This is a genomic window from Methylobacterium sp. PvP105, from assembly GCF_017876975.1.
Lineage (GTDB): Bacteria > Pseudomonadota > Alphaproteobacteria > Rhizobiales > Beijerinckiaceae > Methylobacterium > Methylobacterium radiotolerans.
Window position 1 is genome coordinate 5,444,153 of record NZ_JAGIPA010000001.1, and the last position, 22,461, is coordinate 5,466,613.

A 22,461-nucleotide genomic window follows, 5' to 3' on the forward strand; every position below is an offset into this window, starting at 1 on the left:
GGTTCTCCGATGTGGTATAATCATGACATCGGAGGATCGATGGCGAGCGGTGATATTTGTTGCGTTGAGCAAACTGTATTCCGATCACACAGTCTCCCTATGTCACAAAGATATTCCCGAACTTCCATTGCTCATCCCCTAAAAAATCGCAACGGTAACCGTAGGAGAGAAGGGAGGAAGGATCGGAATTACATTTTGTCCTGGCAAGAAGGGGCCATCCGTTTTTGGGGCCCATCGGGATCGCGATTTGACTGTGGACGTAAGGGCGATTCGGGACTGGGGCGCATCATCCGTTCTAACGCTGATCGAACCCCACGAATTTGACCTCCTGTCGGTGAAACGCTTGCCGGATGCGGTCGGGGATGCCGGAATGGTTTGGCATCACGCACCCATTCCCGATGGCAGCGTTCCAGGGCCGGCGTTCGAAGCAGCTTGGCGAACCATAGGCTCTAGTATCTCGGAACAGTTACGTACGGGCGGGGCCGTCGTACTTCATTGTCGTGGGGGCCTCGGACGTGCCGGTATGATCGCTGCCATGCTGATGGTGATGCTGGATGAGGATCCGAGACAAGCGATTGAACGGGTACGAAGCATCAGACCCGGCGCGATAGAGACAACAGATCAGCTAAATTATGTAGTCGAGTGGAGCAATCAACGATGATAGATGCCATCGTTTGGCTATTTACTGCCTTCATATTGTCTATTAAGTTCGTATTTATTGCTTTTGCGTACGTATTCGGGGCAGTTGCGTCACTCGCATCTCGTGCTTGGATTTGGTATCTCGATGCCATCAACGGAGATTCATATTTTTCTCACGCTTTATATTGGGCAGGATGCGCCATTACACTCCTGCTGATATCATTTGTCCTTGGTCTTATATTCAAAGTATTTCAATCGGACGGCAACGGATCAAATAGTGATTCCGACGACGATGAGGATGAGGATGAGGATGAGGATGAGGATGATTCGAACGGCGTACGTACAATCAGAGAGCAAAGAAGGTATAGGCCATATGTGACCTTACAAGACGATAGGTATGTTATTAAAAAGCTGTCTAACAAGGGTACGGCTTGGGAACTAAGTATAGGAAGGAAAGATCAGTATGTGAATAGCGGTATAGCAAGACTTGTACCACGGAGTACAGCCGGCGGGAGCCTAGCAGGAGTGAGATATATAGTTGAGTGGGGCGAAGAATAGTTACAACATACAACGATAATTTATACGATCCCACCAATGGCGAGGGATAAAATTTGCGCTACGATTCGGTTCGAAGCTCATCCAACAACGAGAAAATGAATCGTTCTTTAGGTGCATTCATCGGCCTTGCTGTCGGTGATGCCCTCGGGACCACGCTTGAGTTTGAGGCTAGGGACGCGAAGCCACCGGTCTATGACATGGTCGGAGGCGGCCCATTCGATCTGCTGCCTGGACAATGGACCGATGACACGTCCATGGCTCTCTGTCTCGGCGGCTCACTGATTGCCTGCGGTGGCCTGGACGAACGCGATCTCATGGAACGGTTCTGTCGCTGGTTTCAGGCCGGCGAGAACTCCTGCACGGGCGGGTGCTTCGATATCGGCGTGACGACCCGCGATGCCTTGGAGCGCTTCCGGTGCACCGATGATCCCGTGGCCGGTCCAACAAGTGCCAGCACCGCGGGCAATGGTTCCATCATGCGCCTGGCTCCGGTGGCGTTGCGCTACTGGAACGACCCCGAACGCCTAAGGGACGTGAGTCGGCGTCAGAGTTACACGACCCACGGTGCTGATGAGGCCGTGGACGCCTGTGATGCCCTGGCGACGGTCCTAGCCTCGCTGATTGCCGGAAAGCCTCTCAGGGACGTTCTCTCAGCATCCTATGGGCCATTCGGTTCTGGGGTTCGGACGGTCATGGATGGTTCGTATCGAGGCAAGACACGATCCGCGATCCGATCTTCGGGCTACGTGATCCATACCCTTGAAGCGGCGCTTTGGTGCGTATCCGAGACGACCACGTTCAGGGATGCCGTGCTTCTGGCCGTGAACCTGGGCGATGATGCCGATACGGTAGGAGCTGTGACTGGGCAGATTGCGGGAGCGGCCTACGGTGTCTCGGCTATCCCTGAGGAATGGTTCAACCGCCTCGCCTGGAATGATCGTATCGTCGAAACTGCACAACAGTTATACGAGGCAAGCATCAAGGCGTGACGATCTCGAAGTCGATGCCCGCGTGATCGTAGGTGGCATCCCATTCGCCACCATCCTGTAAGCGGAAACCGAAGGATAAGGCGTGATCCAGCCAATCGGTCGCTTCCATCCAGTCATAAAACTCACCGGTATCCGTGAAGGCCCGGTCGAAGGTCATTTGGAACTGCGCACACCCTGAGATGGTCGGGAGAGGGCCATTCTCGAAACTGACAGACGACAGTTCGATAGCGGTAGCCTGGATCGGTCCCTTCGGGTTTAGAAGGCCGTGCTGGTAATGCTCAGGCTCAGGTTCAATCCTGGCGTAGATCAAGGGTTCAACGGCGCTCCGAACAAGCGCCCACTGATCTTTCGGCCACGATTTACGCCGACCGCGCTCCTGCCATAGCTTCTCGCATCGGATGAGAACAGGAGGAAGGGTATGCGTTGGTTCCTCAGTCAGGTCCGGTGAACCGTCCTTGATACGAACAGTGACTGTTTGAATGTGCATAGCTTGATTATAGCACGGATCCGAATCGACATCGCCGAGCGGTAGTATAACAGTTGTTGACCGGCTGCTCAGACGTTCCGGACCACAGCCGATCAAGAGGGTGGGGTTGGGAATGACCAAAACAATCTGCCAGGACCGCTCATAGATCCCCGTTGTGGGTCATCCCGTCCTATTTAGTCTTCTCTGCCGCCTTTGTAGAGCCGTTAACCCCTAAGCCACCATTAGCTTTCCCTGGCAATCAGAGCAGGGGCATCCCTCAAGCCGTTCCTCAAGCATGTTCAGCAGTCCTGCTGTCTGCTCAGTACGCGTCCGGTGAAGGCCGCCCCCGGAGGCATCGCGCGCTCGGCTGAAGCCTGACCTTAATGCTGGCGTTAAGGTCGGCGGGTCAGGATGATGCGGGTCGAGGTACTGGAGGGGATCGAACGACGGCGGCGTTGGTCGTTCGAGGACAAGGCGCGGATCGTCGAAGCCTCGTACGAGGCCGGCGTGTCGGTGTGTTCGGTGGCCCGCCGGAACGGGATCGCTCAGGGCCTGCTGTTCACGTGGCGACGCCAGGCTCGGCAAGGCCGTCTGGGCGGGGACGGGCAGGCTCCGGTGTTCGTCCCCGTGGCCATCACTCCGGAGCCGTCGTCGGCGGTTTTGGCGCCGCGGTCGGATGATCCGGGTGCTGCGGCCCAGCCCCGTCGCGCACGGCGCAAGACCGGTGTCATCGAGATCGATCTCGGCGGCGGCCGTCGTCTCAAGGTCGACCGGGATGTCGATGCCGCGGCGCTGCGCCGGGTGCTCGATGCCCTGGAGGGCCGATGATCCCGCTGCCGGCCAATGTCCGGGTCTGGCTGGCCACCGGCCACACCGACATGCGCAAGGGCTTTTCCAGTCTCGGCCTGATCGTCCAGGAGACGCTCAAGCGCGATCCCCATGGCGGGCATCTGTTCGTGTTCCGCGGACGGCGCGGCGACCTGATCAAGGTGATCTGGCACGACGGCCAGGGCGCGTGCCTCTACACCAAGCGGCTCGACCGCGGCCGTTTCCTGTGGCCCTCGGTGGCGGATGGAGCCGTGACGATCTCGACGGCGCAACTCGGCTACCTGCTCTCGGGTATCGACTGGCGGATGCCGCAGGAGAGCTGGCGTCCGAGCGCTCTCGGCTGAGGATAACGCGTTACAGCGCTTGAAGAATATGTTCTTCTCTCAAGCGTGCCGAACGCGCCCGAGCCCCCGCCGCTTCCCACCGATCTTGCCGCCGCCCATGCCATGATCCTGGCCGAGCGGGCGGCCCGGCTCGCCTCGGAGATCGCGGTCGAACGGCTGAAGCTGGAGGTCGCCCGGCTGCGGCGAGAACGGTTTGGGACCTCCTCGGAGCGCAGCGCCCGGATTGACCAGCTCGAACTCGTCCTGGAGGATCTGGAGGAGACGCTGGCCGAGACCCAAGTGCAGGCGGCCGCCGAGCCCGAAGCGCTCTCCGGTGCGGCTTCCTCTCGGCGCAAGCCCGCCCGCCGGCCTCTGCCCGAGCACCTGCCGCGCGAGCGCGTCGTCCATCCCGGCCCGACGACCTGCGCCTGTTGCGGCGGAGCGCGCCTTCGTCACCTCGGCGAGGACGTCACCGAGACCCTGGAGCGGATCCCGGCGCGCTGGGTCGTGATCCAGCACGTACGCGAGCGCTTCTCGTGCAGCGACTGCGAGACGATCGCGCAGACACCGGCCCCGTTCCATCCGATCCCGCGCGGACGAGCGGGCCCAAACCTTCTGGCCGAGGTGATGATGGCCAAGTTCGGCCTGCACCTGCCGCTGCATCGCCAGAGCCAGCGCTTCGCCCACGAGGGCGTACCGATCGACGTCTCGACGCTGGCCGGCTGGGTCGGAGCGGTGACCACCGCCCTGTCGCCCCTGGTCACCCGGATCGAGGCCCATGTTCGAGGGGCTGAGCGCCTGCATCTCGACGACACGCCCGTCCCGGTCCTGGCCAAGGGCAAGACCCGCACGGGCCGGCTCTGGACGGTGGTGCGTGACGACCGTCCCTTCGGCGGTCCCGAGCCGCCGGCTGTGGCCTACTTCTACTCCCCCGACCGCTCCGGCGCGCATGCCGAGACTTGGCTGGGCGACTTCCACGGCATCGTGCAGGCGGATGCCTTCTCCGGGTTCGGTCGGCTGTACGAACCCGGCCGTAAACCAGGCCCGCTGCGCGAGGCGGCCTGCTGGGCGCATGCCCGACGCAAGTTCTTCGAGCTGGCCGAGCTCAGGAAGGCTCCGATCGCCATTGAGGCGGTGGCGCGGATCGATGCGATCTTCGCCACCGAGCGCGCCACCAACGGTCTTGCCGCCGATGAACGCCGCGCGCACCGTCGCACCCGCTCGGCCGCCCTCGTCGCCGAACTGGAAGCGTGGCTACGGGAGAACCGCGCCAAGCTCTCCGCCAAGGCTCCGGTGGCGCAAGCGATCGACTACATGCTCAAGCGTTGGAGCGCCTTCATCCTTTTCCTCGACGACGGGCGCGCCTGCCTGTCGAACAACGCCGCCGAACGGGCGATCCGGCCGATCGCGGTAGGCCGCCGCAACTGGACCTTCGCCGGCTCGGATGCCGGCGGCCATCGCGCGGCCGCCCTCTACACGCTGATCGAGACCGCCAAGCTCAACGGCATCGATGCGCAGGCCTGGCTCGCCGATGTGCTCAGCCGGCTGCCCGACCATCCGGCTCGAGGCCTCGACGACCTGCTCCCCTGGAACTGGACCGAGACCCACCCTCAGCCGATCGCCGCCTGACACGCCGCCTCAACGAAGATCGCGGCCTTCACCACAGGCGTACTCTGCTCATTCTCTATGGCAATGAAGAAGCGTGCCAGGGCGACAGCTTGTGAGATAGCGGAATGACTATGAGGGTAAGCGCTGTCTGGGCGGCACCTTCCGGCAGTCGGTGTGAAGGCGACATACGGAGCGGAATGGGAGCTCCGTCACATGTCGATGTCAGGGCGTATGGCTATGTCGGAGCCGATCCGGCGCCTGGAGCTGTTCACCGGGGCCGGCCGGCGGCGCACGTGGTCTGATAAAGAAAAGGCCGCCATCGTCGCCGAGAGCGATGGGCAGGGCACCTCGATCAGCGCCGTGGCGCGCCGGCATGGATTGAGCGCCTCGCAGCTGTTCACGTGGCGACGCCTGATGCGTCAGGTTGGGAGACACGACGGCGAGCGCCCACTGCAGTTCGTGCCGGCCGTGATGAGTGTGGGACCACAGGAGCCGACGACTGCCGAGATGAGCCCCGGGGTGGGGGAGCGATGCGGCTGCCACGGCATCGAAGTCGAGATCGCAGGTGCCACGGTCCGCATCGCTCAGGACGCGAGCGCGGCTCAGATCGCCGCGGTGATCCGGGCGCTGAAGGCTCCCCTATGATCGGGCCCTCCGGCGCGGTGCGCGTGATGCTGGCCACACGGCCTGTGGACTTCCGCAAGGGCATGGACGGGCTGGCCGCTCTGGTCCGGGACGCAATGGGCGCGGACCCATTCTCCGGCACGGTCTACGTGTTCCGGTCAAAACGCGCTGATCGGGTGAAGCTCCTGGTCTGGGATGGAAGCGGGCTGGTCCTCGCGACCAAGCGTCTGGAGGCGGGTCAGTTCTGTTGGCCGAAGATCGAGGACGGCGTGATCCGGCTGAGTGCGGCGCAGCTCGCGGCGCTCGTCGAAGGCTTGGACTGGAAGCGCGTCCATGCAGCGCGTGCCGTGAGCGTGCCGGCGGTTGCCGGCTGAGCAAAAAGGCTGGCCAGCGGGCTTCATCGCAGTGGTAAGTCACTGGCGGATCTGCTCTCATCTGCTTCGTGGCCGCGCCTGCTTCGCCCTCGTCCGACGATCCCGAGACGCTCAAGGCGCTGCTCGCCGAGGAGCGCGCCGAGAACGAGCGGCTGCGCCAGATCATCCTGGCGATGCAGCGCCACCGCTTCGGCCGCCGCGCCGAGAGCCTGCCGGAGGATCAGCTCCTGCTCGGGCTGGAGGAGGCCGAGCAGGTCGAGGCCGCGGGCTTTGCCGCCGAGGAGAATGAACCGACCAAGCAGGAGGCGCGGAGGGCCAAGCGGCGCACGAAACGTGGGGCGCTGCCCGCCCACTTGCCGCGAGTCGAGCACGTGATCGATGTCGACAGCCTCGTCTGCCCGTGCTGCTCGGGTGCCCTGCATCGGATCGGCGAGGACGTATCCGAGCGCCTCGACGTGGTGCCGGTGCAGTTCCGGGTGCTGGTGATCCGCCGCCCACGCTACGCTTGCCGCGCCTGCGGGGACGCAATCGTGCAGGCACCCGCGCCGGCGCGGCTGATCGAGGGCGGCCTACCGACCGACGCTCTGGTCGCGCAGGTGCTCGTCTCCAAATACGCCGACCACCTGCCGCTGTATCGACAGGCGCAGATCTTCGCCCGCCAGGGCGTCAGCCTCGACCGCTCGACGCTGGCCGACTGGGTCGGGCGCGCCGCCTTCCTCCTCCGGCCCGTGCACGCGCGGCTCCTGGAGACGCTCAAACGCTCTGGCAAGCTGTTTGCCGACGAGACCACGGCACCGGTGCTCGATCCGGGCCGCGGCCGCACCAAGACCGGCCAGCTCTGGGCGTATGCGCGCGACGACCGGCCCTGGGGTGGGACGGATCCGCCCGGCGTCGCCTACGTGTACGCGCCCGACCGCACGGCTGGACGACCGATCGCGCATCTCTCCGGATTTGCAGGCGTGCTGCAGGTCGACGGCTACGCGGCCTACGAGAGCTTAGCCAAGGGCGGCGCAGTGCGGCTGGCCCACTGCTGGAGCCATGTGCGTCGGCAATTCTATGACCTTGCCGCGGCCTCGCCGATCGCCACAGAGGCGCTGTCGCGCATCTCCGTGCTCTACCGGATCGAGGCCGAGATCCGCGGGCGTCCGGCCGAGGAGCGACGGGCGGCCCGTCAGGAGCGAAGCCGGCCGGTGATCGAAGCGCTGGAGCCGTGGCTGCGGGAGAAGCTCGACCTCCTGAGCCGCAAGAGCAACCTCGCGGAGGCGATCCGCTACGCCCTGAGCCGCTGGGCGGGGCTGAGCCTGTTCCTCGCCGACGGGCGCGTCGAGATCGACTCCAACACCGTCGAGCGCGCGATCCGGCCGCTGGCTTTGAACCGGAAGAATGCCCTGTTTGCTGGTTCGGACCACGGGGGCGAGCACTGGGCGGTGATCGCCTCGCTGGTCGAGACCTGCAAGCTCGTCGGCGTCGAGCCGCAGGCTTACCTGGCCGACGTCATCACCCGCATCGTCGAGGGCCATCCGCAGCGGCACCTCGATGATCTGCTGCCCTGGGCTTACCAGCCAACGCCAGCCCTCAAAGCCGTGGCCTGAGGACAGCGCTTACCTATGAGGAAGGACGTTCCCTCGATCGTCCAACATTTCATGAAGATCTAAGATCACCCCTTCAAGGTAGATACTCGCTCGCCTGAACTCCCTGCCGTCGTCTCCGTCGAATTGAAACGAGAGGAAATTTGCTTCTTCGGCGCCTCTGTGGAGAATGCTACGCAGAACGAACCTAAATTCGCAATCTTCAGCGCCGTATCGATTGATAATAATTTCGTAGAGTCTGTTATATTTTTCGTAAATCATAGTTTGTAATTCTTTCTTAGTCAGAAATTTATTAGAAGTTGAATAGTAGAGTGTATATGTCGTCGATTTATTCGCTGCCCGCTCATTCATCTGGCAGCCTGCATGGATATTTTTTTGTTGGGACGCGATCTTCTCCCTTCTTGTTCATAAGATTGCCGATTATCTGGTGCAGGGTGCCATCAATGAGTATATCCCCTGCCCCGTCTTTCCGAGTTGGTTGTTATGTGTGGAGGATGTGGAAGTTACATACCTTACTATTAGAAACAGAAAGAATATATGGGGAATAGTTTGCTGCCAAACTTCCACTGCCTCCACTGCGAGATCTAACAGTTAATCGCGAACGAAGGGCGCGAAGGGGCCAAAGTCCCCTGAACCACTATTTCAATTTGAGTCCTCGCCTCGCGTTACCGGAGTTTCGTTTAGTCACCGAAAACCCCAAGCTGGTCAAATCCTTCCCGAATATGTTGTTCGTTAGGGGATCGACGGCGTTCTCGAAACACCACCCCTTATAACTGTTGTATAGGTCTCCCATGCTTACAGATGATCCCGCCTCGCACACGCAACGATCTGAGATGAAATTCGAGACGTTGTCGTTTTCAACCCTGTAGTTTTCAGTCGATTGCAGCACAGATGGAGGCGGTGCAAGGAAGTCTCCCTTCATTGTGCCAATCTCTCTCAGGCCCTCAAGAGCCCAATTGAAAATGCCAGGTAGTTCAACTTTCAGCTTGTCCAAGAGTTTCGGATCTCGCTCATGAGGCTCGAAGGTCCTGGGAAACCTTATAACATGCATGCGTCGCCAAATAGCATAGTCAGTTCCGGATACTTCTGGCAGATCATTCGATCCAAACCACAGCTTGAACTTCGGTTGCAGGTCGAAGTAGGATCCATACAGCCTTCTAACGGCAATTGGATCGCCAGCTACCATTCGCTTGACCTTAGCAACCGCCAGCTTATCCCCGGCATCACCTTCCGAGGCCACGACGAAACGCTTCCCGGTCAGTGAGGCCAGATCGTCTGTCTTATCATTCCCGAACTTCTGCTGCGTGATACTGTGTGCGGGAACAGCGCCCCCATACGTCCCCATCAAAGTGGACAATAGTTTGAGCAAAACCGATTTACCATTTGCGCCTTTGCCGGTCAGAATAAACATTACCTGTGCGTCAACACTGCCAGTAAGTGTATATCCTACCGCCCTCTGCAAGTATCTGACCGTTTCTTCATCATGACCCAGGACTTGTTGGACAAAGTCGCTGAATAGTGGACAATCAGCATCGGGAATAAACTTGCACCCGATCCGCTTCGTCACATAGGCGTCTGTCTCGATCATCTGAAACGCACTCAGATCGAAGACACCGTTTCCAGTCCCAAGAAGATGGTCGTCCTTGTCAAACGAGTGATCATCTACGCGCATCAGAGATTTCGAGATTTCGTATGTTGAATTGATCTTTGCAACAGACTGTAGCAGTCGCCGCTTCTCCGGCTCCCCACCTAAATTGCTGCAATACGGTCCCTTAAGAAAGTCCGTCACTTCTCCCTTTGCTTCGATCGCCGTGATCGGTTCGTATACGCCGTGAACATTCTTGTAGAACTGATTCTCACGGTCGGCGAACAGGAGGCGATCTCCGTTTACCGTCTTGAACCATTCAGCAATTGCGACATCAGTATCGAGTTTCGTTGACTCAAATTTATCGATTCGATCCGCGACAAAAGACGCCTGTCGTGGGATCATATCGGCCTTCTTAGCCTGCGGTCGGCCCATCCATTCGATGAGGGTCATGACCGCCTTGTCTGAGCCGAGAAGTATCGCAAGATCGGAACGCCATTCTACAGGGAGCCTTTGTGCAGCCCTTTCATAGGTGGTCTCGACTGCGAGCAAACGATCTTCGCGTTCACCGTCGCTAGTGATGGCGCAAATGGTCTGAACGACGCACTCACAGGCATCTTTGCTGATCCCATTGGATGCGCACAGGCCAGCGAACCGCAACGCGAGATAGTGGCGACTACCCTCGGCCCAGAACTCGGCTAAGACGCTCACGGTCGCCACGTGGCCGATCAGCGTCAGAAGCCTCGTGCGCTCGATCCGAGTGGGATCGCCGTCCTTGCCTGCCTCAAACCTCACCGTCTGGCCGTCATCCGGATGGATCGATCCGGCCATCATCGTTTGACACCCGTCGCCCCTGAATTCGACAAGCATCTTTCCGGTGACAGGATGTTGGAGTTTGACGGTCGTGGTGCTTCCTTCAACGAGGTAGAACCAATGTGACGCTGGCCTACTATCGCGGCCCATGACCAGACCCGTTGAGGGAAGGATCAGCGCGCCCGCCTCAATCGTGAACGGTCCGTCGAGGTCAATGTCTACCAGACCACCGGATGCCGCACCTGTCAGCACGCCCACGTTGATGTCAGTGGGGATAGACCCGAAATCGTCTAAGGCGTCATATCCTACACCGCGGTTCTGCCAGCCGGGTTGTAGTGGTCTCTTTGTTTTAGGATGCAGAGGAATGTAAGTGGAGTTGCTCTTAATACAATTAATGCTCAAGTTCTTATACCATTTAAGTCATGCGTCTTCGTCCGCCCAAAAGGTCGGTGTGTCGATAATCGCAATGTGGGTTGAGTGACTCGCCTACACTGTTGATCGGGCACGAAACGGCACCCCAATCGGTCAGGCAAATACGTTATCTCTGATTGCGCTCCCAGAGTCAACAGGTTTTAACCGGATTTTCATATAAATATTCGAATCATCGAGCGTGTTGCGTATATACATCTGTCAAGGGAAAGTTTTGGACAGCCGCTGAAACGAACTAATCGCTGACGCCGAAACCGTTCCACAGGCCGCTGAACCATGATAGCCCTGGATTGCCCTTGACGATCACACCAAACTCTCACACATACGGCTTGTAGGATTGTCTCTCTCAAGTCGTCTGCCCTGAGACTACTGGTCAAATGACGGTGAAATAGCCGTTCATCGGGGGTTCGATCCCCTCCGCCGGCACCATGAAATTCGAGCGCTGAGGCCTGTTCTCGCCTCTGCCAAGACCCTCGCGCCCCAGCCGGTGTGACGGGGGATAGCGGCGGATGCGTCCCGCTGGCCGTCTGCCGGCAGGTCCGGCCCTGCACGCGGCGCCCGCGCGGCGCGGACATCATCCGGCAAAGTGCGTCGGCTAGGGCCGAGCTTGTCGGTGGCCTAAGCCCCCGCCGGCCGTCCACGCCCGCTTGGCAGCATCTCCGACCGGAGCGGGCGGGCGTGGATCGCCGCCGGCGTCGCGGCCTCCACGAATGCGTGAGCGGCCGCCGATGGTGCGAGAGGATGCACCGAGCGCGTCGGATCGGCGCCACAGCTGAGCGGTGGACGCCGCTCGACCGCCACGCCCGGGCCCTGGAACCCCCTCGAGGTCGCGGTGAGCGGGCGCGGAGCCGCCGGCGAGCGTTCCGGGCGACGGCCCTGAGCGCGACGGCGGTCGCCAGCCCGGCGACCCTTCGGCCGGCGCGCGTGAAATCACGGGTCCCTCCCCCATACGCGGGACGCGCCCCGAGCCCTGGGAGTCCAATCTCTCCGCTGGCGCCGACGCTGCGCCGCTCGGGAGGACATCCATGGCCACCGCCCTGCTCCCCGCGCTCCGGCGCACCGTGCTGCTGTCCGTTCTGGCGTTCGCCGCCGCCAGCCTGGTGTTCGGCACGGTGATGCTGACCTCGCCGCCGATCAGCGAGGCGGCCGTCTCGACCTTGACGGACGACGGGATCATCCCGCCGGTCACCAACTGCGAGTTCCTGCCGAGCGGGGACGTCAACAGCTGTACCGTGTACCGCTGAGCGCGCGAGGCCCGACCGCGCGACCGGCCGGAGGCCGCGCCGCCGCGCCGGTCCAGACAGCTCGGCGGGCGGCCCCGCAGGCGCGCCCGGCCCGAGGTCTTCGGCACCGCCGGCGCGACACATCCGGCCGCGGCCTGTCTCGCCGGCCCCGGATCCGGTCGCGGACCGGCGCTTGACGCTGGGATGCCAGCGTGCCCTCCTGGCCGAAAGACAGAACCATTCGCGGAGGACGGCCCACGATGGCGTTGATCCGGAGCTGCGTCCTCTCGGTCGCGATCGGCATCGCCGTGCTCGCCGGACCGGCCGCCGCCGAGCCGATCCGCGTCAAGGTCGGCGTCCTCAACGACATGTCGGGCGTCTACGCCGATACCGGCGGCAAGGGCTCCGTCGTCGCCGCGCAGATGGCGGTCGAGGATTTCGCCAAGACCAGCCCGGACGTGCAGGTCGAGATCGTCTCGGCCGACCACCAGAACAAGCCCGACGTCGGCGCCGCCGTCGCCCGCCAGTGGTACGACCGCGACGGCGTGGACGCGATCCTCGACGTGCCGACCTCCTCGGTGGCGCTGGCGGTGAGCCAGGTCACCCGCGAGAAGAACAAGATCTTCATCGACTCGGGGGCCGGCACCACGGAGCTGACCGGCAAGCAATGCTCGCCGAACACGATCCAGTGGACCTACGACACCTACGCCCTCGCGCACGGCACGGCCGGCGCCATGCTCAAGCGCGGCGGCGACACGTGGTACTTCCTCACCGCCGACTACGCGTTCGGCCTCTCCCTGCAGAACGAGGCGAAGGCCGTGATCGACGCGGGCGGCGGGCGGGTGCTGGGCGCCGCCCGCGTCCCGTTCCCCGCCACGGACTTCTCCTCGTTCCTGCTGCAGGCGCAGGCCTCGGGCGCGAAGGTGGTGGGCCTGGCCAACGCGGGTGGCGACACGGTCAACGCGGTCAAGCAGGCGCACGAGTTCGGGCTGACCGACGGCGGCCAGAAGCTCGCCGCCCTGCTGATCTACGCCGTGGACGTCCACGCGATCGGCCTGCAGACCGCGCAGGGGCTGGTGCTGACCGAGTCGTTCTACTGGGATCTCAACCCGGAGACGCGGGCCTTCTCGGAGCGCTTCTACCCGCGCAACGGCAACACCATGCCGACGATGAACCATGCGGGCGTCTATGCCGGGCTCCTGCACTACCTGAAGGCCGTGGCGGCCACGAAGTCCACGGACCCGCAGAAGACCATGGCGTGGATGAAGGCCAACCCGACCGACGACCCGCTGTTCGGCAAGGGCGTCGTCCGGGCGGACGGCCGCAAGATCCACCCGATGTACCTGTTCGCCGTGAAGGCGCCGTCCGAGTCGAAGGGTCCGTGGGACCTCTACGAGCTCCTCGACACGATCCCCGCCGAGCAGGCCTTCCGCCCTCTGGCCGAGGGCGGCTGCCCGCTCGTCGCCAAGCCGTAGGGACGGGGCCGAAAGCCATGATGCGCACGCTCGAAGGGCAGGTCGCCTGGGTGACGGGGGCCGGATCCGGCATCGGGCAGGCGGCCGCCCTGGCGCTGGCGCGGGCCGGGATGCGGCTCGCGCTCACGGGACGGGAGCGGGAGGCCCTCGCGCGCACCGCGGAGCTCGTCCGCGCGGCGGGCGGCGAGGCGCTGGTCGTCCCGGCCGACATGGGCGTGGCCGGCGACGTGCAGCGCGCCTGGGAGACGGTTCACGCCGCGTGGCGGCGCTGCGACCTGCTGGTGAACGCGGCGGGCCTCAACGTGCCTCAGCGCGGCTGGAGCGAGATCACGCCGGCCGGCATCGACGCCGTGGTCGGCGTCAATCTCAACGGCCCCTTCTACGCGGCGCGGGCGGTGCTGCCGACCATGCGGGCGCAGCGGGGCGGCCTGATCATCCACGTCTCCTCCTGGGCCGGCCGCTACGTCTCCAAGCTGACGGGGCCGGCCTATTCCGCCGCCAAGCACGGGCTCGTGGCGCTCTCCGAGAGCCTGAACCAGGAGGAGTGCGGGCACGGCATCCGGTCCTGCTGCATCTGCCCGGGCGAGGTCGCGACGCCCCTCCTCGACAAGCGGCCGGTTCCGGTCACCGCGGAGGACCGCGGGCGCATGCTGCAGGCGGAGGATCTCGCCGAGACGATCCTGTTCGTCGCCCGCCTGCCGGCCTCCGTCTGCGTCAACGAGATCCTGATCAGCCCCACCTGGAATCGCGGCTATCTCGAGGGCGTGAAGCTCTGAGCGGTGCCGTCCCGGCGCGCTCGGACGGCGCGCGATCCGCGCGCGGGAGCCGCCGGCGCGGAGGACGCGGATCACGGACCCGGCGTCGAGGCGGGTCGCCCCGCCGAGCGGCCGGCCCGTGTCAGCGGTAGGCCTTTCCGCCCTTCATGATCGCCATACGGTAGCCCTCGGGATGAAGCGCCTTGCCGAGGGGATCCACGATCCGGACGTCGGTGTGACCCGCCGCGAGCCAAGCTTTCGCGAGTACGACCGCGCTGGCCGCCCGGACCCGGGTCTGCTGGATGACGCCGTTCGGCGCCTTGGCAGTGATGACATACTGCAGATACTGAGAACCAGCATGTGTCATTGGGCAAACAGACAGCAATCGGCGCGCCCGTCCTACAAGGTAGGTTAGAATCTCGGGCGCGGGCGCTCAAATTTTCGGGCCACCCGCGCGCGCGTCGCCGCTCATGCCCCGGGTCCGCCCGGTCGCCGTACGCCGGTCGACCGGCGCGAATGCCGGAACGCTCCTGGCCCCGCGGCGCGCCGCGACCCGCTCACCCCCCGTTCATGCAGGCCGGGCGAGTGTCGCCACGGCCAAGCTAAAGATAAGTATTTCTGATCTGTATCTGAGATTATACGGATTAATCTCGGCACAAGCTGGGCTATTTCAAGATTAAGATTTGATGAATGCCGAGTTCAGAACCGATTAAATCCACCGCGCCTACCAGCGCTGCCCGAAGGCGATGAGACGCGTCTTCGCCGAACCGATGGGGACAACGGTCCGGCGGACCGCCGGGCCCCGCGGGGCCGCATCGCGCACGCCAGGGGGCGCGACCATGTCAGGGACCGAGGACGATCCAGGGATTCCGGACGCCGCCGGCGCGGCGGACGCGGCCGGACCGGTCGCCGCGGCCTCGTCACGCGCGGTGCCGGGCCGGACGCCGGATCCGGCGCTTCGTCCGGCACGGCGGGACGGCGGGCCCGGCCGGCCGATCGACGACGGGGCGCGGGACCGGATCGGGCGCGGCCTGCGCCTGCACTACGCCGGCGTCCTGGCCCTGCCGATTCCGGACCGGCTCCGGACGCTGCTCGACGAGCTCGCCGCCCACTCCGACACGGAGGCCTCGCGATGACCCTGATGCTGCAAGCCGCTCCCGCGGGGAGCGGGTCCGGTCCGGTGCCCCGGGGCGCCGACGCCGAGATGCGCGACCTCCTGCTGGGAGCGATCCCGGCGCTGCGGGCCTTCGCGTTCTCGCTGACCTACGACCTCGACCGCTCGGACGATCTCGTGCAGGACACGCTCGTGCGCGCCTGGGTCAACGCCGCCAGCTTCCGCCGCGGGACCAACCTGACCGCGTGGCTGTTCACGATCCTGCGGAACCTGTTCTACTCGGAGCAGCGCAAGCGCAAGCGCGAGGTCGAGGATGCCGACGGCGTCCATGCCGGGCGCCTGACCGCCCTCCCCGAGCAGGAGATCCGGATGGAGATGGCGCAGTTCCAGAGCGCGCTGAACCAGCTGCCGCCGGCCCAGCGCGAGGCGCTGGTCCTGGTCGGCGCCCAGAGCTTCACCTACGAGGAGGCCGCGGCCATCTGCGGCGTGGCGGTGGGCACGATCAAGAGCCGGGTCAGCCGCGCCCGGACCCGCCTGATCGAGGTGCTGGGCATGACCGGCACCGACGATATCGGGCCCGACCCGCAGACCCGCGCGGCCCTCGACGGCCCCTGAGGCGCGCTCCGCAGCGGGACCCGGACGCCGCCCCGGCGCCTACTTGATGAGCCTCACCACGTCGCGGAACCGCCTGTGTCGCGCCGTGCCGAGCCACTCGAACACCACCATCTCGGCGGTGACGATCTCGGCGCCGTGGGCCGCCATCCGGGCGAGCGCGGCCTCCCGGTTCTCGACCCGCCGCGAGCCCACGGCGTCGGCCACCACGGCGACCCCGCGGCCGGCCTCGCGCAGGCCGAGAACCGTCTGCAGCACGCAGACATGGGCCTCGCAGCCGCTGACCACGAGGTCGCGGTCCGCGGGCAGGCGTTCCAGGAAGCCGGGCGTCCGGGTCGCGCCGAAGCTCATCTTGGTGAAGGCCGTCCCGGGCTCGGGCGCCAGGGCCGGCACGGTCGGCCCGAGGCCCCCGGCATTCTGCTCGGTGACCAGGACCGGGACGTCGAGCAGCTTCGCGGCGGCGGTGAGGCGGCCCGTATTGGCGATGACCCCGGCCCCGTCGGCGATCGCCGGCATCAGCCGGGTCTGAACGTCGATGACGAGGAGGAGCGAGCGGGCGGGGTCGATCAGCGGCATGGGTCTGTGATCCCTCCGGACGGGTCCCGACGGGGACGGGCCACCCGCGCCGCATCCTCGCCCCATCGGGCCCGCTTGGGACCGCGCCCGCCGGCATGACAGGTGCGCGTCTCGACCGCGCCCCCGCCGTCGCATTGCCCTAGCGGAGCGCGATGTCTCCGGGGACGCCCGTGGCCGCGGCCCCGCCGGCGGCCTTCTCGAACCACCGCCGGGCGGCGTCGAAATCCTGCTTCACCCCGCGACCGTTGAGGTAGAGGAAGCCGAGGTTGTTCATCGCCTCCGCGTGGCCGGCGGCGGCCGCCTTCTCGAACCAGCGGCGGGCCGCGGCGGCGTCCGGCTTCACGCCCTGGCCGTTCAGGTAGAGGCTGCCGAGGTTGTTCATCGCGTCCACGTTGCCGCCGGCGACCGCCTTCTCGAACCAGCGGCGGGCCGCGGGGGCGTCCGGCTTCACGCCCAGACCGTTGAGGTGCAGGCTGCCGAGGGCGTTCATCGCGTCGACGTTGCCGCCGGCGGCGGCCTTCCCGAACCAGGAGGCGGCCGCGCCGTAATCCTGCCCGACACCCTGACCGTTGGTGTAGAGAAGCCCGAGATTGTACATGGCCGACGCGGCACCGGCGGCCGCGGCCTTCTCGTACCAGCTGCGGGCGGCGGCGTAGTCCTGCGCCACGCCCTGGCCGGCATCGTAGAGGCTGCCGAGGTTGTTCATGGCCTCGGCGTTGCCGGCGCGGGCGGCCTTCTCGAACCACGCGGCCGCGGCGGCGTAATCCTGCTTCACGCCCTGCCCGTTGTAGTACAGGCTGCCGAGGTTGAGCATGGCATCGACGTCGCCGCCGGCGGCGGACTTCTCGAACCAGCGTCCGGCCGTGCCGAAATCCTGCTTCACGCCCTGGCCGTTGATGTAGAGGATCCCGAGATTGTACATCGCGGCAGCGCTGGCGCCGGTGGCCAGCGTCGCGGAGGCGCTCCGGGCGGTCTCCGCCCGGGCGCCCAGTCCGGACAGGACCGAGAGCGCCAGCGTCATGGAAACGATGGATGTCGCGCGCATGGCCGTGAATCCCTGTGCGGGCACGCGAACCGTCATGCCCTGCGCGGAAGCCGATCCCGAGCATCTTCCGCAATGCTGATGGCGTCTTTCAGAACCTTGTTCCGTCCGATGACAGTCTTCCGGGACGAGGACCCTTCAGCTGGACTGCACCGAACTGATCCGTGACCTATCCGGGTCCGGTAGGACTTTCTGGACCAAATCGCACATGCGGCCCGCCGCGTCGGCGCGTCCCGCAGGCGCGCGACGGGCTCGCGCGTGGCAGCCCACGCGCGTCGGGGAGCGTCCGGGGCCCGGCGGGCGCGGCGCCTAGTAGGTCGCGAACAGCCGCGCCACCGCCTCGGGCTCCGCCGTGACGGTCAGCGCCAGGGCGAGCAGGATCCGGGCCTTCTGCGGGGTGAGGTTGTCGGCGCTGAGGATGCCGCGGCTGCGCAGCCGGGTGGTGAGCGGGACCACCCCGCTGCCGGCCCGGGTCGACATCACCACCACGATCCCGGCGGCGGCCGCCGCCTCCAGGGCCTCGGCCTCGGCGGGCGGGGTCATGCCGGGGGCGAGACCGGCCGCGACGAGGCCGCGCGCGCCGGCGGCCAGGAAGGCCCGGACCGCGGTGCCGTCGGCGTCGGCGTATCCGTAGGCGACGTCGACCCGCGGCAGCGCCGACAGCGTCCGGATGTCGAACGGCGTGCCCGGCGCGTGCGCCCGCTCGGAGCGGCGGTAGTAGCGGACCGACTCGCCGTCGACGTGGCCGAGCACGCCGAAATCCGGGGTCCGGAAGGTCTGGAGCCGCGCCACCGAGGTCTTGGTCACCTCGCGGGCCGCCTGGATCTCGTCGTTGAGCACCACCAGCACGCCGCGCCCGCGAGAGGCCGGCGCCGCGGCCGTGCGCACGGCCGCCACGAGGTTCAGCTTGGCATCCGTGGAGAGGGCGCTCATCGGCCGCTGCGAGCCGACCAGCACCACCGGCAGATCCACCGTCAGGGTCAGGCTGAGGGCGTAGGCGGTCTCCTCCAGGGTGGCGGTGCCGTGCCCGATGACGATGCCGGCGAGATCCGGGTGCTCGGCCGCGAGGCGCTCGCACAGGCGGACGAGGTCGCGCCACTCGGCGAATCCGATCGCCGGGCTCGGGACCGCCCGGAACGGCACCGGCACCACCGTGGCGACCGTCGCGAGTTCCGGGACGGCGTCCAGGATCGCGCCGGCCTCGAGGCGCCGGTCGGTGGCGGTGTAGTCGAGGATGTCGAGGGCGTCGCGGCCGAGGGACGAGATCGTCCCGCCCGTGCCGATGAACGCGACCTTGGGCAATCCGGTCCCCGATCCTGCCGCCATGCCGTCTCTCCCGATCCTGTCCACGCTGTGATGCCGCGTCGCGCGGCCGCGGTCGACCCCGGCCGCGCGCAGGCGGGCGATGCGCCGGGCGGGAGGCCCGCCGAGCGCGCCCCGGCCCCGCGCCCCGGCCCCTCGCCGGGACGGGCCGCGGCCTCAGCTGCGGAAGTCGACCAGAAGCGCCGAGGCGGTGCCGCCGTTGGCGGTGCCGCTCGCCCCGTAGCCGGCGCTGACCGACTGGCTGCTCTGGAGCTGCTGGATGAAGGTGGACAGCAGGTCGTTCGTCGTCCGCGCCGCGGAGGTGGTCGACGTCGAGGCCGCCGCGGAGGCCGACGCGGAGGCCGACGTCCCGCTCCCGGCGCTGCCCGCGGCGTCCGCCGGCGGCGGGCCGGGCGGGGGCCCGGGCGGCGGGCCGGCCGGACCGGCGACGTCGCCGATGCCGTCGCCGGCGGCGTCGCCGCTCTGGGTGCTCCGGCCGTGGCTGGCGAACAGGTTCTTCAGTTCCGCGGCCTGGTCGGCGGTGAGGCTGCCGCTGCTGACCTGATCGGCGATCAGACCGTCGATCCGGTCCTTCATCGAGGACGGGTCGAGCTTCGACCCTGTCGCGGTGCTGCCCGAGGCGGAGCTGGCCGACGACAGGCTCGAATCGATGCTGCTCAGGGCGCTCGTGAGCGCCGTCGCGTCGGTGCTGCTGATCGTGCCGGCCGACAGCGCGCCGCTGATCGTGTCGGACATCCGAGTCTGGGGCGACGGAGGCGGCGACCATCGCTGCGCGGCGAGCTGTGCTGCCGCGGTGGACGTGAGGGTACTCATGACGGGGCTCGGGTCACGGATGAGCCGGATTCGCCCGGCGGCGGGTCCGTGTGCAAATTACCCACGCGGTTCTTAAAGCCGCGTTTCCGGGATCGCCCGGATCCCTGCCGCGGGGTCGAGTACGGCGACGGCTCGGAGCCGGGGCGCGACCGGGAACCCCGATCGCGCCGCTCAGAGGCTCGCGGCCATGCGCAGCGGCGCCGCCTCGGCCGGGCGCAGCGCGGCCTCGGCGTGGCCGTAGAGGCCGCGGTGCTTAGGGTTCGGCGACAGCCGGTCGGTCAGGCCGATCACCGTCTCGGCGGCGCCGAGCAGGAGCGCGCCCTCCGGGGCGAGCTGCGCCGCGAGCCGCGCCAGGACGTCCGACTTGGTCGGCGCGTCGAAGTAGATCAGCACGTTGCGGCAGTAGATCACGTCGAACTGGCCCAGCGAGGCGAAGCTGTGCAGCAGGTTGAGCTGCCGGTAATCCACCATGCTGCGCAGGCTCTGGGCGATCTGCCACTGCTCGCCGACCTGGGTGAAGTACTTGATCAGCCACTGCACCGGCAGGCCGCGCTGGACCTCGAAATGGCTGTACAGCCCGAGCTTGGCCTTCTCGATCACCTCGGTCGACAGGTCGGTGGCGACGATCTCCACCTGCCAGCCGGCGAGCCGCGGCGCCGCCTCCTGGAGGAGCATGGCCAGCGAGTACGGCTCCTGCCCGGTGGAGGCCGCCGCGCACCAGATCCGCAGCCGGCGGCGGCCGGCATTGCGCGCCAGCACGTCCGGCAGGAGCGTGTCGCGGAACAGGTCGAAGGGGATCCGGTCGCGGAAGAAGAAGGTCTCGTTCGTGGTCATGGCCTCGACCACGGCCCGCTCGATCGTGCTGTTCTGGGCGAGCTTGAGGGTGCCGATCAGGTCGCCGAGGCTGGCGAGGCCGAAGCGGCGGCAGACCGGGGTCAGCCGGCTCTCCACGAGGTAGCGCTTCTCCGGCGTCAGCGCGAGGCCGGAGCGCTGCTTCAGGAAGGTGCGCAGGAATTCGAACTCGAGTTCGGTCATGCCGGCTGCCCCGTGATCAGGGCGCGCAGCGCCGTCGCGAGCTCGGGCAGCGGCAGCACGGCCTCGGCGAGCCCGGCCCGCGCGACGCTGCCCGGCATGCCCCAGACCGTGCTGGTGGCCTCGTCCTGGGCGAGGACCGGGCCGCCGGCCTCGGTGAGCGCCCGGGCGCCGTTGGTCCCGTCCGAGCCCATGCCGGTGAGGATCACCGTCGCGGTGGCGGCGCCGAACACGACCGCCGCGTCCTTGAACAGCACGTCGACCGCGGGGCGGCAGAAATTCACCGGCGGGCCGTCGGTGAGCTTGATGATCGGGCCGCCGGCCCCGGCGGCCAGCCCCATGTGGCGGCCGCCCGGGGCCACGTAGATGCGGCCCGGCTCGACCCGCTCCTCGGCCTTGCCCTCGGCCGCCGGGAGCCCGGTGCGGGTGGACAGGTGCTCGGCGAAGACCGCCGTGAAGATCGGCGGCATGTGCTGGACGATCAGGACCGGCAGGCGCCGCAGGGCGGCCGCGCCGATGCCCTCCAGCATCTCGCCCACGGCCCGCGGCCCGCCCGTGGACGAGCCGATCAGCAGGGCCCGGGGCTGGGTCCGGTTGCGGACCTTGGGCCGCAGGGTGAAGGGGGTCGCCGGGCGCGCCGCGGCGGCCGGCGCCGGATGCGCCGCGGCCGGCACGGCCACGGGTGCGGGCGCGGCGTGGTGCCCCGGGGCGTGGCCGGCGGGCGCGGCGGCCGGGCGCCGGTTCCGCGCGCGGGCGGAGCCGAACACGCGGACGCGCTCGATCAGCTCGACCCGGAACGTGTCCGAGGTGGTGACGCCGCGGCTGCTCTCCGGCTTGGCGATGTAGTCCACCGCGCCGAGGGCGAGGCATTTCAGCGAGATGTCGGCGTTGCGCGTCGTCAGCGTCGACATCATCACGACCTGCACGCTCGGGCTCATGGCGAGCATGCGCGGCAGCGCGGTCGTGCCGTCGAGTTCCGGCATCTCGATGTCGAGCAGGACCACGTCCGGGTCGTGCTTGGCCATCAGCTCGAGGGCGATCCGGCCGTTCGAGGCCGTGCCGACGAGCTCGAATCCGGCCTCGCCGATCCAGCGGGCGACGAGGCCGCGCACCACGGCCGAATCGTCGGCCACCAGGACACGGATCGCCGTGGCCGATGAGGTCGTGCTCTGGGTTGGCGGCGTGCGCAGCGGGGCGACCGCGGGACTCAGGGCCATGATGATTGCCTCGGGTGCAGGGTCGCGGGGCTCGGGCCGCGGGTCAGGGAGCGGGCGATCAGGCCGCGTCGGCGACGAGACCGACCTGTTCGAGCTTGGCCGTCAGGATGTCGCGGTCGAAGGGCTTCATGATGTACTCGTCGGCCCCCGCCCGGAGGGCGCGGGCGATCGCCCCGACGTCGTTCTCGGTCGTGCAGAACAGGACCTTCGGCGCGCCCCCGCCCTCGCTCTGGCGCAGGGCCTGGAGGAACGCGTAGCCGTCCATGTTCGGCATGTTCCAGTCGAGCAGGATGGCGTCGGGCATGCTGGCCGCGCAGGCTTCGAGGGCGGCGCTGCCGTCCTCGGCCTCGCTGACGTTCATGCCGAGATCCTCGATGATCCGCCGGGCGACCTTCCGGATCACCGCGGAATCGTCCACCACCAGGCAGGTGGTCTCGTGGGGCGCCTTCATCGA

24 protein-coding genes are annotated in these 22,461 nt (G+C 66.4%); 14 read left to right on the top strand and 10 right to left on the bottom strand.

Features of this window, described 5'->3' with window-relative positions:
* Positions 1-253 precede the first annotated feature (253 nt).
* From J3A75_RS37415 to J3A75_RS26565, 3 genes are read left to right on the top strand one after another with little or no spacing between them, the layout of a single operon-like run.
* Positions 254-661 carry a cyclin-dependent kinase inhibitor 3 family protein gene (locus J3A75_RS37415; protein WP_409518689.1) on the top strand — a complete coding sequence of 136 codons (408 nt, stop codon included), beginning with the start codon at positions 254-256 and terminating at the stop codon, positions 659-661.
* Entirely contained in the window at positions 658-1,197 is a 540-nt protein-coding gene (locus J3A75_RS26560) for a hypothetical protein (RefSeq protein WP_209650823.1), read from the top strand. The genes J3A75_RS37415 and J3A75_RS26560 overlap by 4 nt, the downstream gene beginning before the upstream one ends.
* 53 nt (positions 1,198-1,250) lie before the next feature.
* On the top strand, positions 1,251-2,186 hold the full coding sequence (locus J3A75_RS26565) for an ADP-ribosylglycohydrolase family protein (protein ID WP_245295821.1): 936 nt from the start codon (positions 1,251-1,253) through the stop codon (positions 2,184-2,186).
* On the opposite strand, the gene J3A75_RS26570 is transcribed toward J3A75_RS26565, so the two are convergent.
* Positions 2,176-2,496, bottom strand: a complete 321-nt coding sequence (locus J3A75_RS26570; RefSeq protein ID WP_071000064.1) for a hypothetical protein — start codon at positions 2,494-2,496, stop codon at positions 2,176-2,178. The two genes, J3A75_RS26565 and J3A75_RS26570, sit on opposite strands and share 11 nt — an antisense overlap.
* 567 nt (positions 2,497-3,063) lie before the next feature.
* On the opposite strand from J3A75_RS26570, the gene tnpA (J3A75_RS26575) reads away from it, so the two are divergent.
* The 6 genes from tnpA (J3A75_RS26575) to tnpC (J3A75_RS26600) all read left to right on the top strand — a co-directional run bounded on the left by tnpA (J3A75_RS26575) (position 3,064) and on the right by tnpC (J3A75_RS26600) (position 8,001).
* On the top strand, positions 3,064-3,480 hold the full coding sequence (tnpA, locus tag J3A75_RS26575) for an IS66-like element accessory protein TnpA (RefSeq protein ID WP_070998920.1): 417 nt from the start codon (positions 3,064-3,066) through the stop codon (positions 3,478-3,480).
* Positions 3,477-3,824, top strand: a complete 348-nt coding sequence (tnpB, locus tag J3A75_RS26580; RefSeq protein ID WP_024827170.1) for an IS66 family insertion sequence element accessory protein TnpB — start codon at positions 3,477-3,479, stop codon at positions 3,822-3,824. The genes tnpA (J3A75_RS26575) and tnpB (J3A75_RS26580) overlap by 4 nt, the downstream gene beginning before the upstream one ends.
* Before the next feature lie 102 nt (positions 3,825-3,926).
* A complete protein-coding gene (gene tnpC, locus J3A75_RS26585; protein ID WP_024827169.1) occupies positions 3,927-5,432 on the top strand; it encodes an IS66 family transposase in 1,506 nt (501 codons plus the stop codon).
* A gap of 216 nt (positions 5,433-5,648) precedes the next feature.
* Complete coding sequence (gene tnpA, locus J3A75_RS26590) at positions 5,649-6,056, top strand: IS66-like element accessory protein TnpA (protein ID WP_209650095.1); 408 nt, start codon at positions 5,649-5,651, stop codon at positions 6,054-6,056.
* A complete protein-coding gene (gene tnpB, locus J3A75_RS26595) occupies positions 6,053-6,409 on the top strand; it encodes an IS66 family insertion sequence element accessory protein TnpB (RefSeq protein WP_043072964.1) in 357 nt (118 codons plus the stop codon). Before tnpA (J3A75_RS26590) ends, tnpB (J3A75_RS26595) begins: the two co-directional genes overlap by 4 nt.
* A 68-nt stretch (positions 6,410-6,477) precedes the next feature.
* Positions 6,478-8,001, top strand: a complete 1,524-nt coding sequence (gene tnpC, locus J3A75_RS26600; protein WP_209650096.1) for an IS66 family transposase — start codon at positions 6,478-6,480, stop codon at positions 7,999-8,001.
* 634 nt (positions 8,002-8,635) lie between these two features.
* Here tnpC (J3A75_RS26600) and J3A75_RS26605 read toward each other — a convergent pair.
* On the bottom strand, positions 8,636-10,798 hold the full coding sequence (locus tag J3A75_RS26605; RefSeq protein WP_083374393.1) for a phage/plasmid primase, P4 family: 2,163 nt from the start codon (positions 10,796-10,798) through the stop codon (positions 8,636-8,638).
* Positions 10,799-11,850: 1,052 nt separating this feature from the next.
* Between J3A75_RS26605 and J3A75_RS26610 the strand changes: the two genes are divergently transcribed.
* The 3 genes from J3A75_RS26610 (at position 11,851) to J3A75_RS26620 (ending at position 14,299) form a co-directional block, all read left to right on the top strand.
* Positions 11,851-12,069, top strand: a complete 219-nt coding sequence (locus J3A75_RS26610; RefSeq protein WP_053621234.1) for a hypothetical protein — start codon at positions 11,851-11,853, stop codon at positions 12,067-12,069.
* Between the two features lie 239 nt (positions 12,070-12,308).
* On the top strand, positions 12,309-13,523 hold the full coding sequence (locus J3A75_RS26615; protein WP_012320950.1) for an ABC transporter substrate-binding protein: 1,215 nt from the start codon (positions 12,309-12,311) through the stop codon (positions 13,521-13,523).
* A gap of 17 nt (positions 13,524-13,540) precedes the next feature.
* Positions 13,541-14,299: an SDR family oxidoreductase gene (locus J3A75_RS26620; protein WP_209650824.1), complete on the top strand. Its 759-nt coding sequence runs from the start codon at positions 13,541-13,543 to the stop codon at positions 14,297-14,299.
* Between the two features lie 121 nt (positions 14,300-14,420).
* On the opposite strand, the gene J3A75_RS26625 is transcribed toward J3A75_RS26620, so the two are convergent.
* Positions 14,421-14,645 (bottom strand): hypothetical protein, encoded by a 225-nt coding sequence (locus J3A75_RS26625; RefSeq protein ID WP_071000066.1) that lies wholly within the window; start codon positions 14,643-14,645, stop codon positions 14,421-14,423.
* Positions 14,646-15,117: 472 nt separating this feature from the next.
* On the opposite strand from J3A75_RS26625, the gene J3A75_RS26630 reads away from it, so the two are divergent.
* Positions 15,118-15,414 carry a NepR family anti-sigma factor gene (locus J3A75_RS26630; RefSeq protein ID WP_012320953.1) on the top strand — a complete coding sequence of 99 codons (297 nt, stop codon included), beginning with the start codon at positions 15,118-15,120 and terminating at the stop codon, positions 15,412-15,414.
* Positions 15,411-16,007, top strand: a complete 597-nt coding sequence (locus tag J3A75_RS26635; protein ID WP_012320954.1) for a sigma-70 family RNA polymerase sigma factor — start codon at positions 15,411-15,413, stop codon at positions 16,005-16,007. Before J3A75_RS26630 ends, J3A75_RS26635 begins: the two co-directional genes overlap by 4 nt.
* A 39-nt stretch (positions 16,008-16,046) precedes the next feature.
* Here J3A75_RS26635 and J3A75_RS26640 read toward each other — a convergent pair whose 3' ends face one another.
* From J3A75_RS26640 to J3A75_RS26670, 7 genes are all read right to left on the bottom strand, one after another.
* Complete coding sequence (locus J3A75_RS26640; RefSeq protein ID WP_012320955.1) at positions 16,047-16,580, bottom strand: isochorismatase family protein; 534 nt, start codon at positions 16,578-16,580, stop codon at positions 16,047-16,049.
* A gap of 139 nt (positions 16,581-16,719) precedes the next feature.
* On the bottom strand, positions 16,720-17,625 hold the full coding sequence (locus J3A75_RS26645) for a tetratricopeptide repeat protein (RefSeq protein ID WP_043074355.1): 906 nt from the start codon (positions 17,623-17,625) through the stop codon (positions 16,720-16,722).
* 306 nt (positions 17,626-17,931) lie between these two features.
* Positions 17,932-18,948, bottom strand: a complete 1,017-nt coding sequence (locus tag J3A75_RS26650) for an asparaginase (protein WP_024829013.1) — start codon at positions 18,946-18,948, stop codon at positions 17,932-17,934.
* A 153-nt stretch (positions 18,949-19,101) separates the two neighbouring features.
* Complete coding sequence (locus tag J3A75_RS26655; protein WP_234740833.1) at positions 19,102-19,680, bottom strand: hypothetical protein; 579 nt, start codon at positions 19,678-19,680, stop codon at positions 19,102-19,104.
* 249 nt (positions 19,681-19,929) lie between these two features.
* Positions 19,930-20,793, bottom strand: coding sequence for a CheR family methyltransferase (locus J3A75_RS26660; protein WP_012320959.1), 864 nt, complete (start codon positions 20,791-20,793; stop codon positions 19,930-19,932).
* Positions 20,790-22,007 (bottom strand): chemotaxis-specific protein-glutamate methyltransferase CheB, encoded by a 1,218-nt coding sequence (gene cheB / locus J3A75_RS26665; protein WP_012320960.1) that lies wholly within the window; start codon positions 22,005-22,007, stop codon positions 20,790-20,792. The genes J3A75_RS26660 and cheB overlap by 4 nt, the downstream gene beginning before the upstream one ends.
* Positions 22,008-22,065: 58 nt before the next feature.
* Positions 22,066-22,458 (bottom strand): response regulator, encoded by a 393-nt coding sequence (locus tag J3A75_RS26670; RefSeq protein WP_012320961.1) that lies wholly within the window; start codon positions 22,456-22,458, stop codon positions 22,066-22,068.
* Positions 22,459-22,461 lie beyond the last annotated feature (3 nt).

Excerpts from the sequence above, each read along its gene's own strand:
- J3A75_RS26560 (WP_209650823.1), top strand. The coding sequence starts at position 658 with ATGATAGATGCCATCGTTTGGCTATTTACTGCCTTCATATTGTCTATT.
- tnpA (WP_070998920.1), top strand. The coding sequence starts at position 3,064 with ATGATGCGGGTCGAGGTACTGGAGGGGATCGAACGACGGCGGCGTTGG.
- tnpB (WP_024827170.1), top strand. The coding sequence starts at position 3,477 with ATGATCCCGCTGCCGGCCAATGTCCGGGTCTGGCTGGCCACCGGCCAC.
- tnpC (WP_024827169.1), top strand. The coding sequence starts at position 3,927 with ATGATCCTGGCCGAGCGGGCGGCCCGGCTCGCCTCGGAGATCGCGGTC.
- tnpA (WP_209650095.1), top strand. The coding sequence starts at position 5,649 with ATGTCGGAGCCGATCCGGCGCCTGGAGCTGTTCACCGGGGCCGGCCGG.
- tnpB (WP_043072964.1), top strand. The coding sequence starts at position 6,053 with ATGATCGGGCCCTCCGGCGCGGTGCGCGTGATGCTGGCCACACGGCCT.
- J3A75_RS26610 (WP_053621234.1), top strand. The coding sequence starts at position 11,851 with ATGGCCACCGCCCTGCTCCCCGCGCTCCGGCGCACCGTGCTGCTGTCC.
- J3A75_RS26615 (WP_012320950.1), top strand. The coding sequence starts at position 12,309 with ATGGCGTTGATCCGGAGCTGCGTCCTCTCGGTCGCGATCGGCATCGCC.
- J3A75_RS26620 (WP_209650824.1), top strand. The coding sequence starts at position 13,541 with ATGATGCGCACGCTCGAAGGGCAGGTCGCCTGGGTGACGGGGGCCGGA.
- J3A75_RS26625 (WP_071000066.1), bottom strand. The coding sequence starts at position 14,645 with ATGACACATGCTGGTTCTCAGTATCTGCAGTATGTCATCACTGCCAAG.
- J3A75_RS26630 (WP_012320953.1), top strand. The coding sequence starts at position 15,118 with ATGTCAGGGACCGAGGACGATCCAGGGATTCCGGACGCCGCCGGCGCG.
- J3A75_RS26635 (WP_012320954.1), top strand. The coding sequence starts at position 15,411 with ATGACCCTGATGCTGCAAGCCGCTCCCGCGGGGAGCGGGTCCGGTCCG.
- J3A75_RS26640 (WP_012320955.1), bottom strand. The coding sequence starts at position 16,580 with ATGCCGCTGATCGACCCCGCCCGCTCGCTCCTCCTCGTCATCGACGTT.
- J3A75_RS26645 (WP_043074355.1), bottom strand. The coding sequence starts at position 17,625 with ATGCGCGCGACATCCATCGTTTCCATGACGCTGGCGCTCTCGGTCCTG.
- J3A75_RS26650 (WP_024829013.1), bottom strand. The coding sequence starts at position 18,948 with ATGGCGGCAGGATCGGGGACCGGATTGCCCAAGGTCGCGTTCATCGGC.
- J3A75_RS26655 (WP_234740833.1), bottom strand. The coding sequence starts at position 19,680 with ATGTCCGACACGATCAGCGGCGCGCTGTCGGCCGGCACGATCAGCAGC.
- J3A75_RS26660 (WP_012320959.1), bottom strand. The coding sequence starts at position 20,793 with ATGACCGAACTCGAGTTCGAATTCCTGCGCACCTTCCTGAAGCAGCGC.
- cheB (WP_012320960.1), bottom strand. The coding sequence starts at position 22,007 with ATGGCCCTGAGTCCCGCGGTCGCCCCGCTGCGCACGCCGCCAACCCAG.
- J3A75_RS26670 (WP_012320961.1), bottom strand. The coding sequence starts at position 22,458 with ATGAAGGCGCCCCACGAGACCACCTGCCTGGTGGTGGACGATTCCGCG.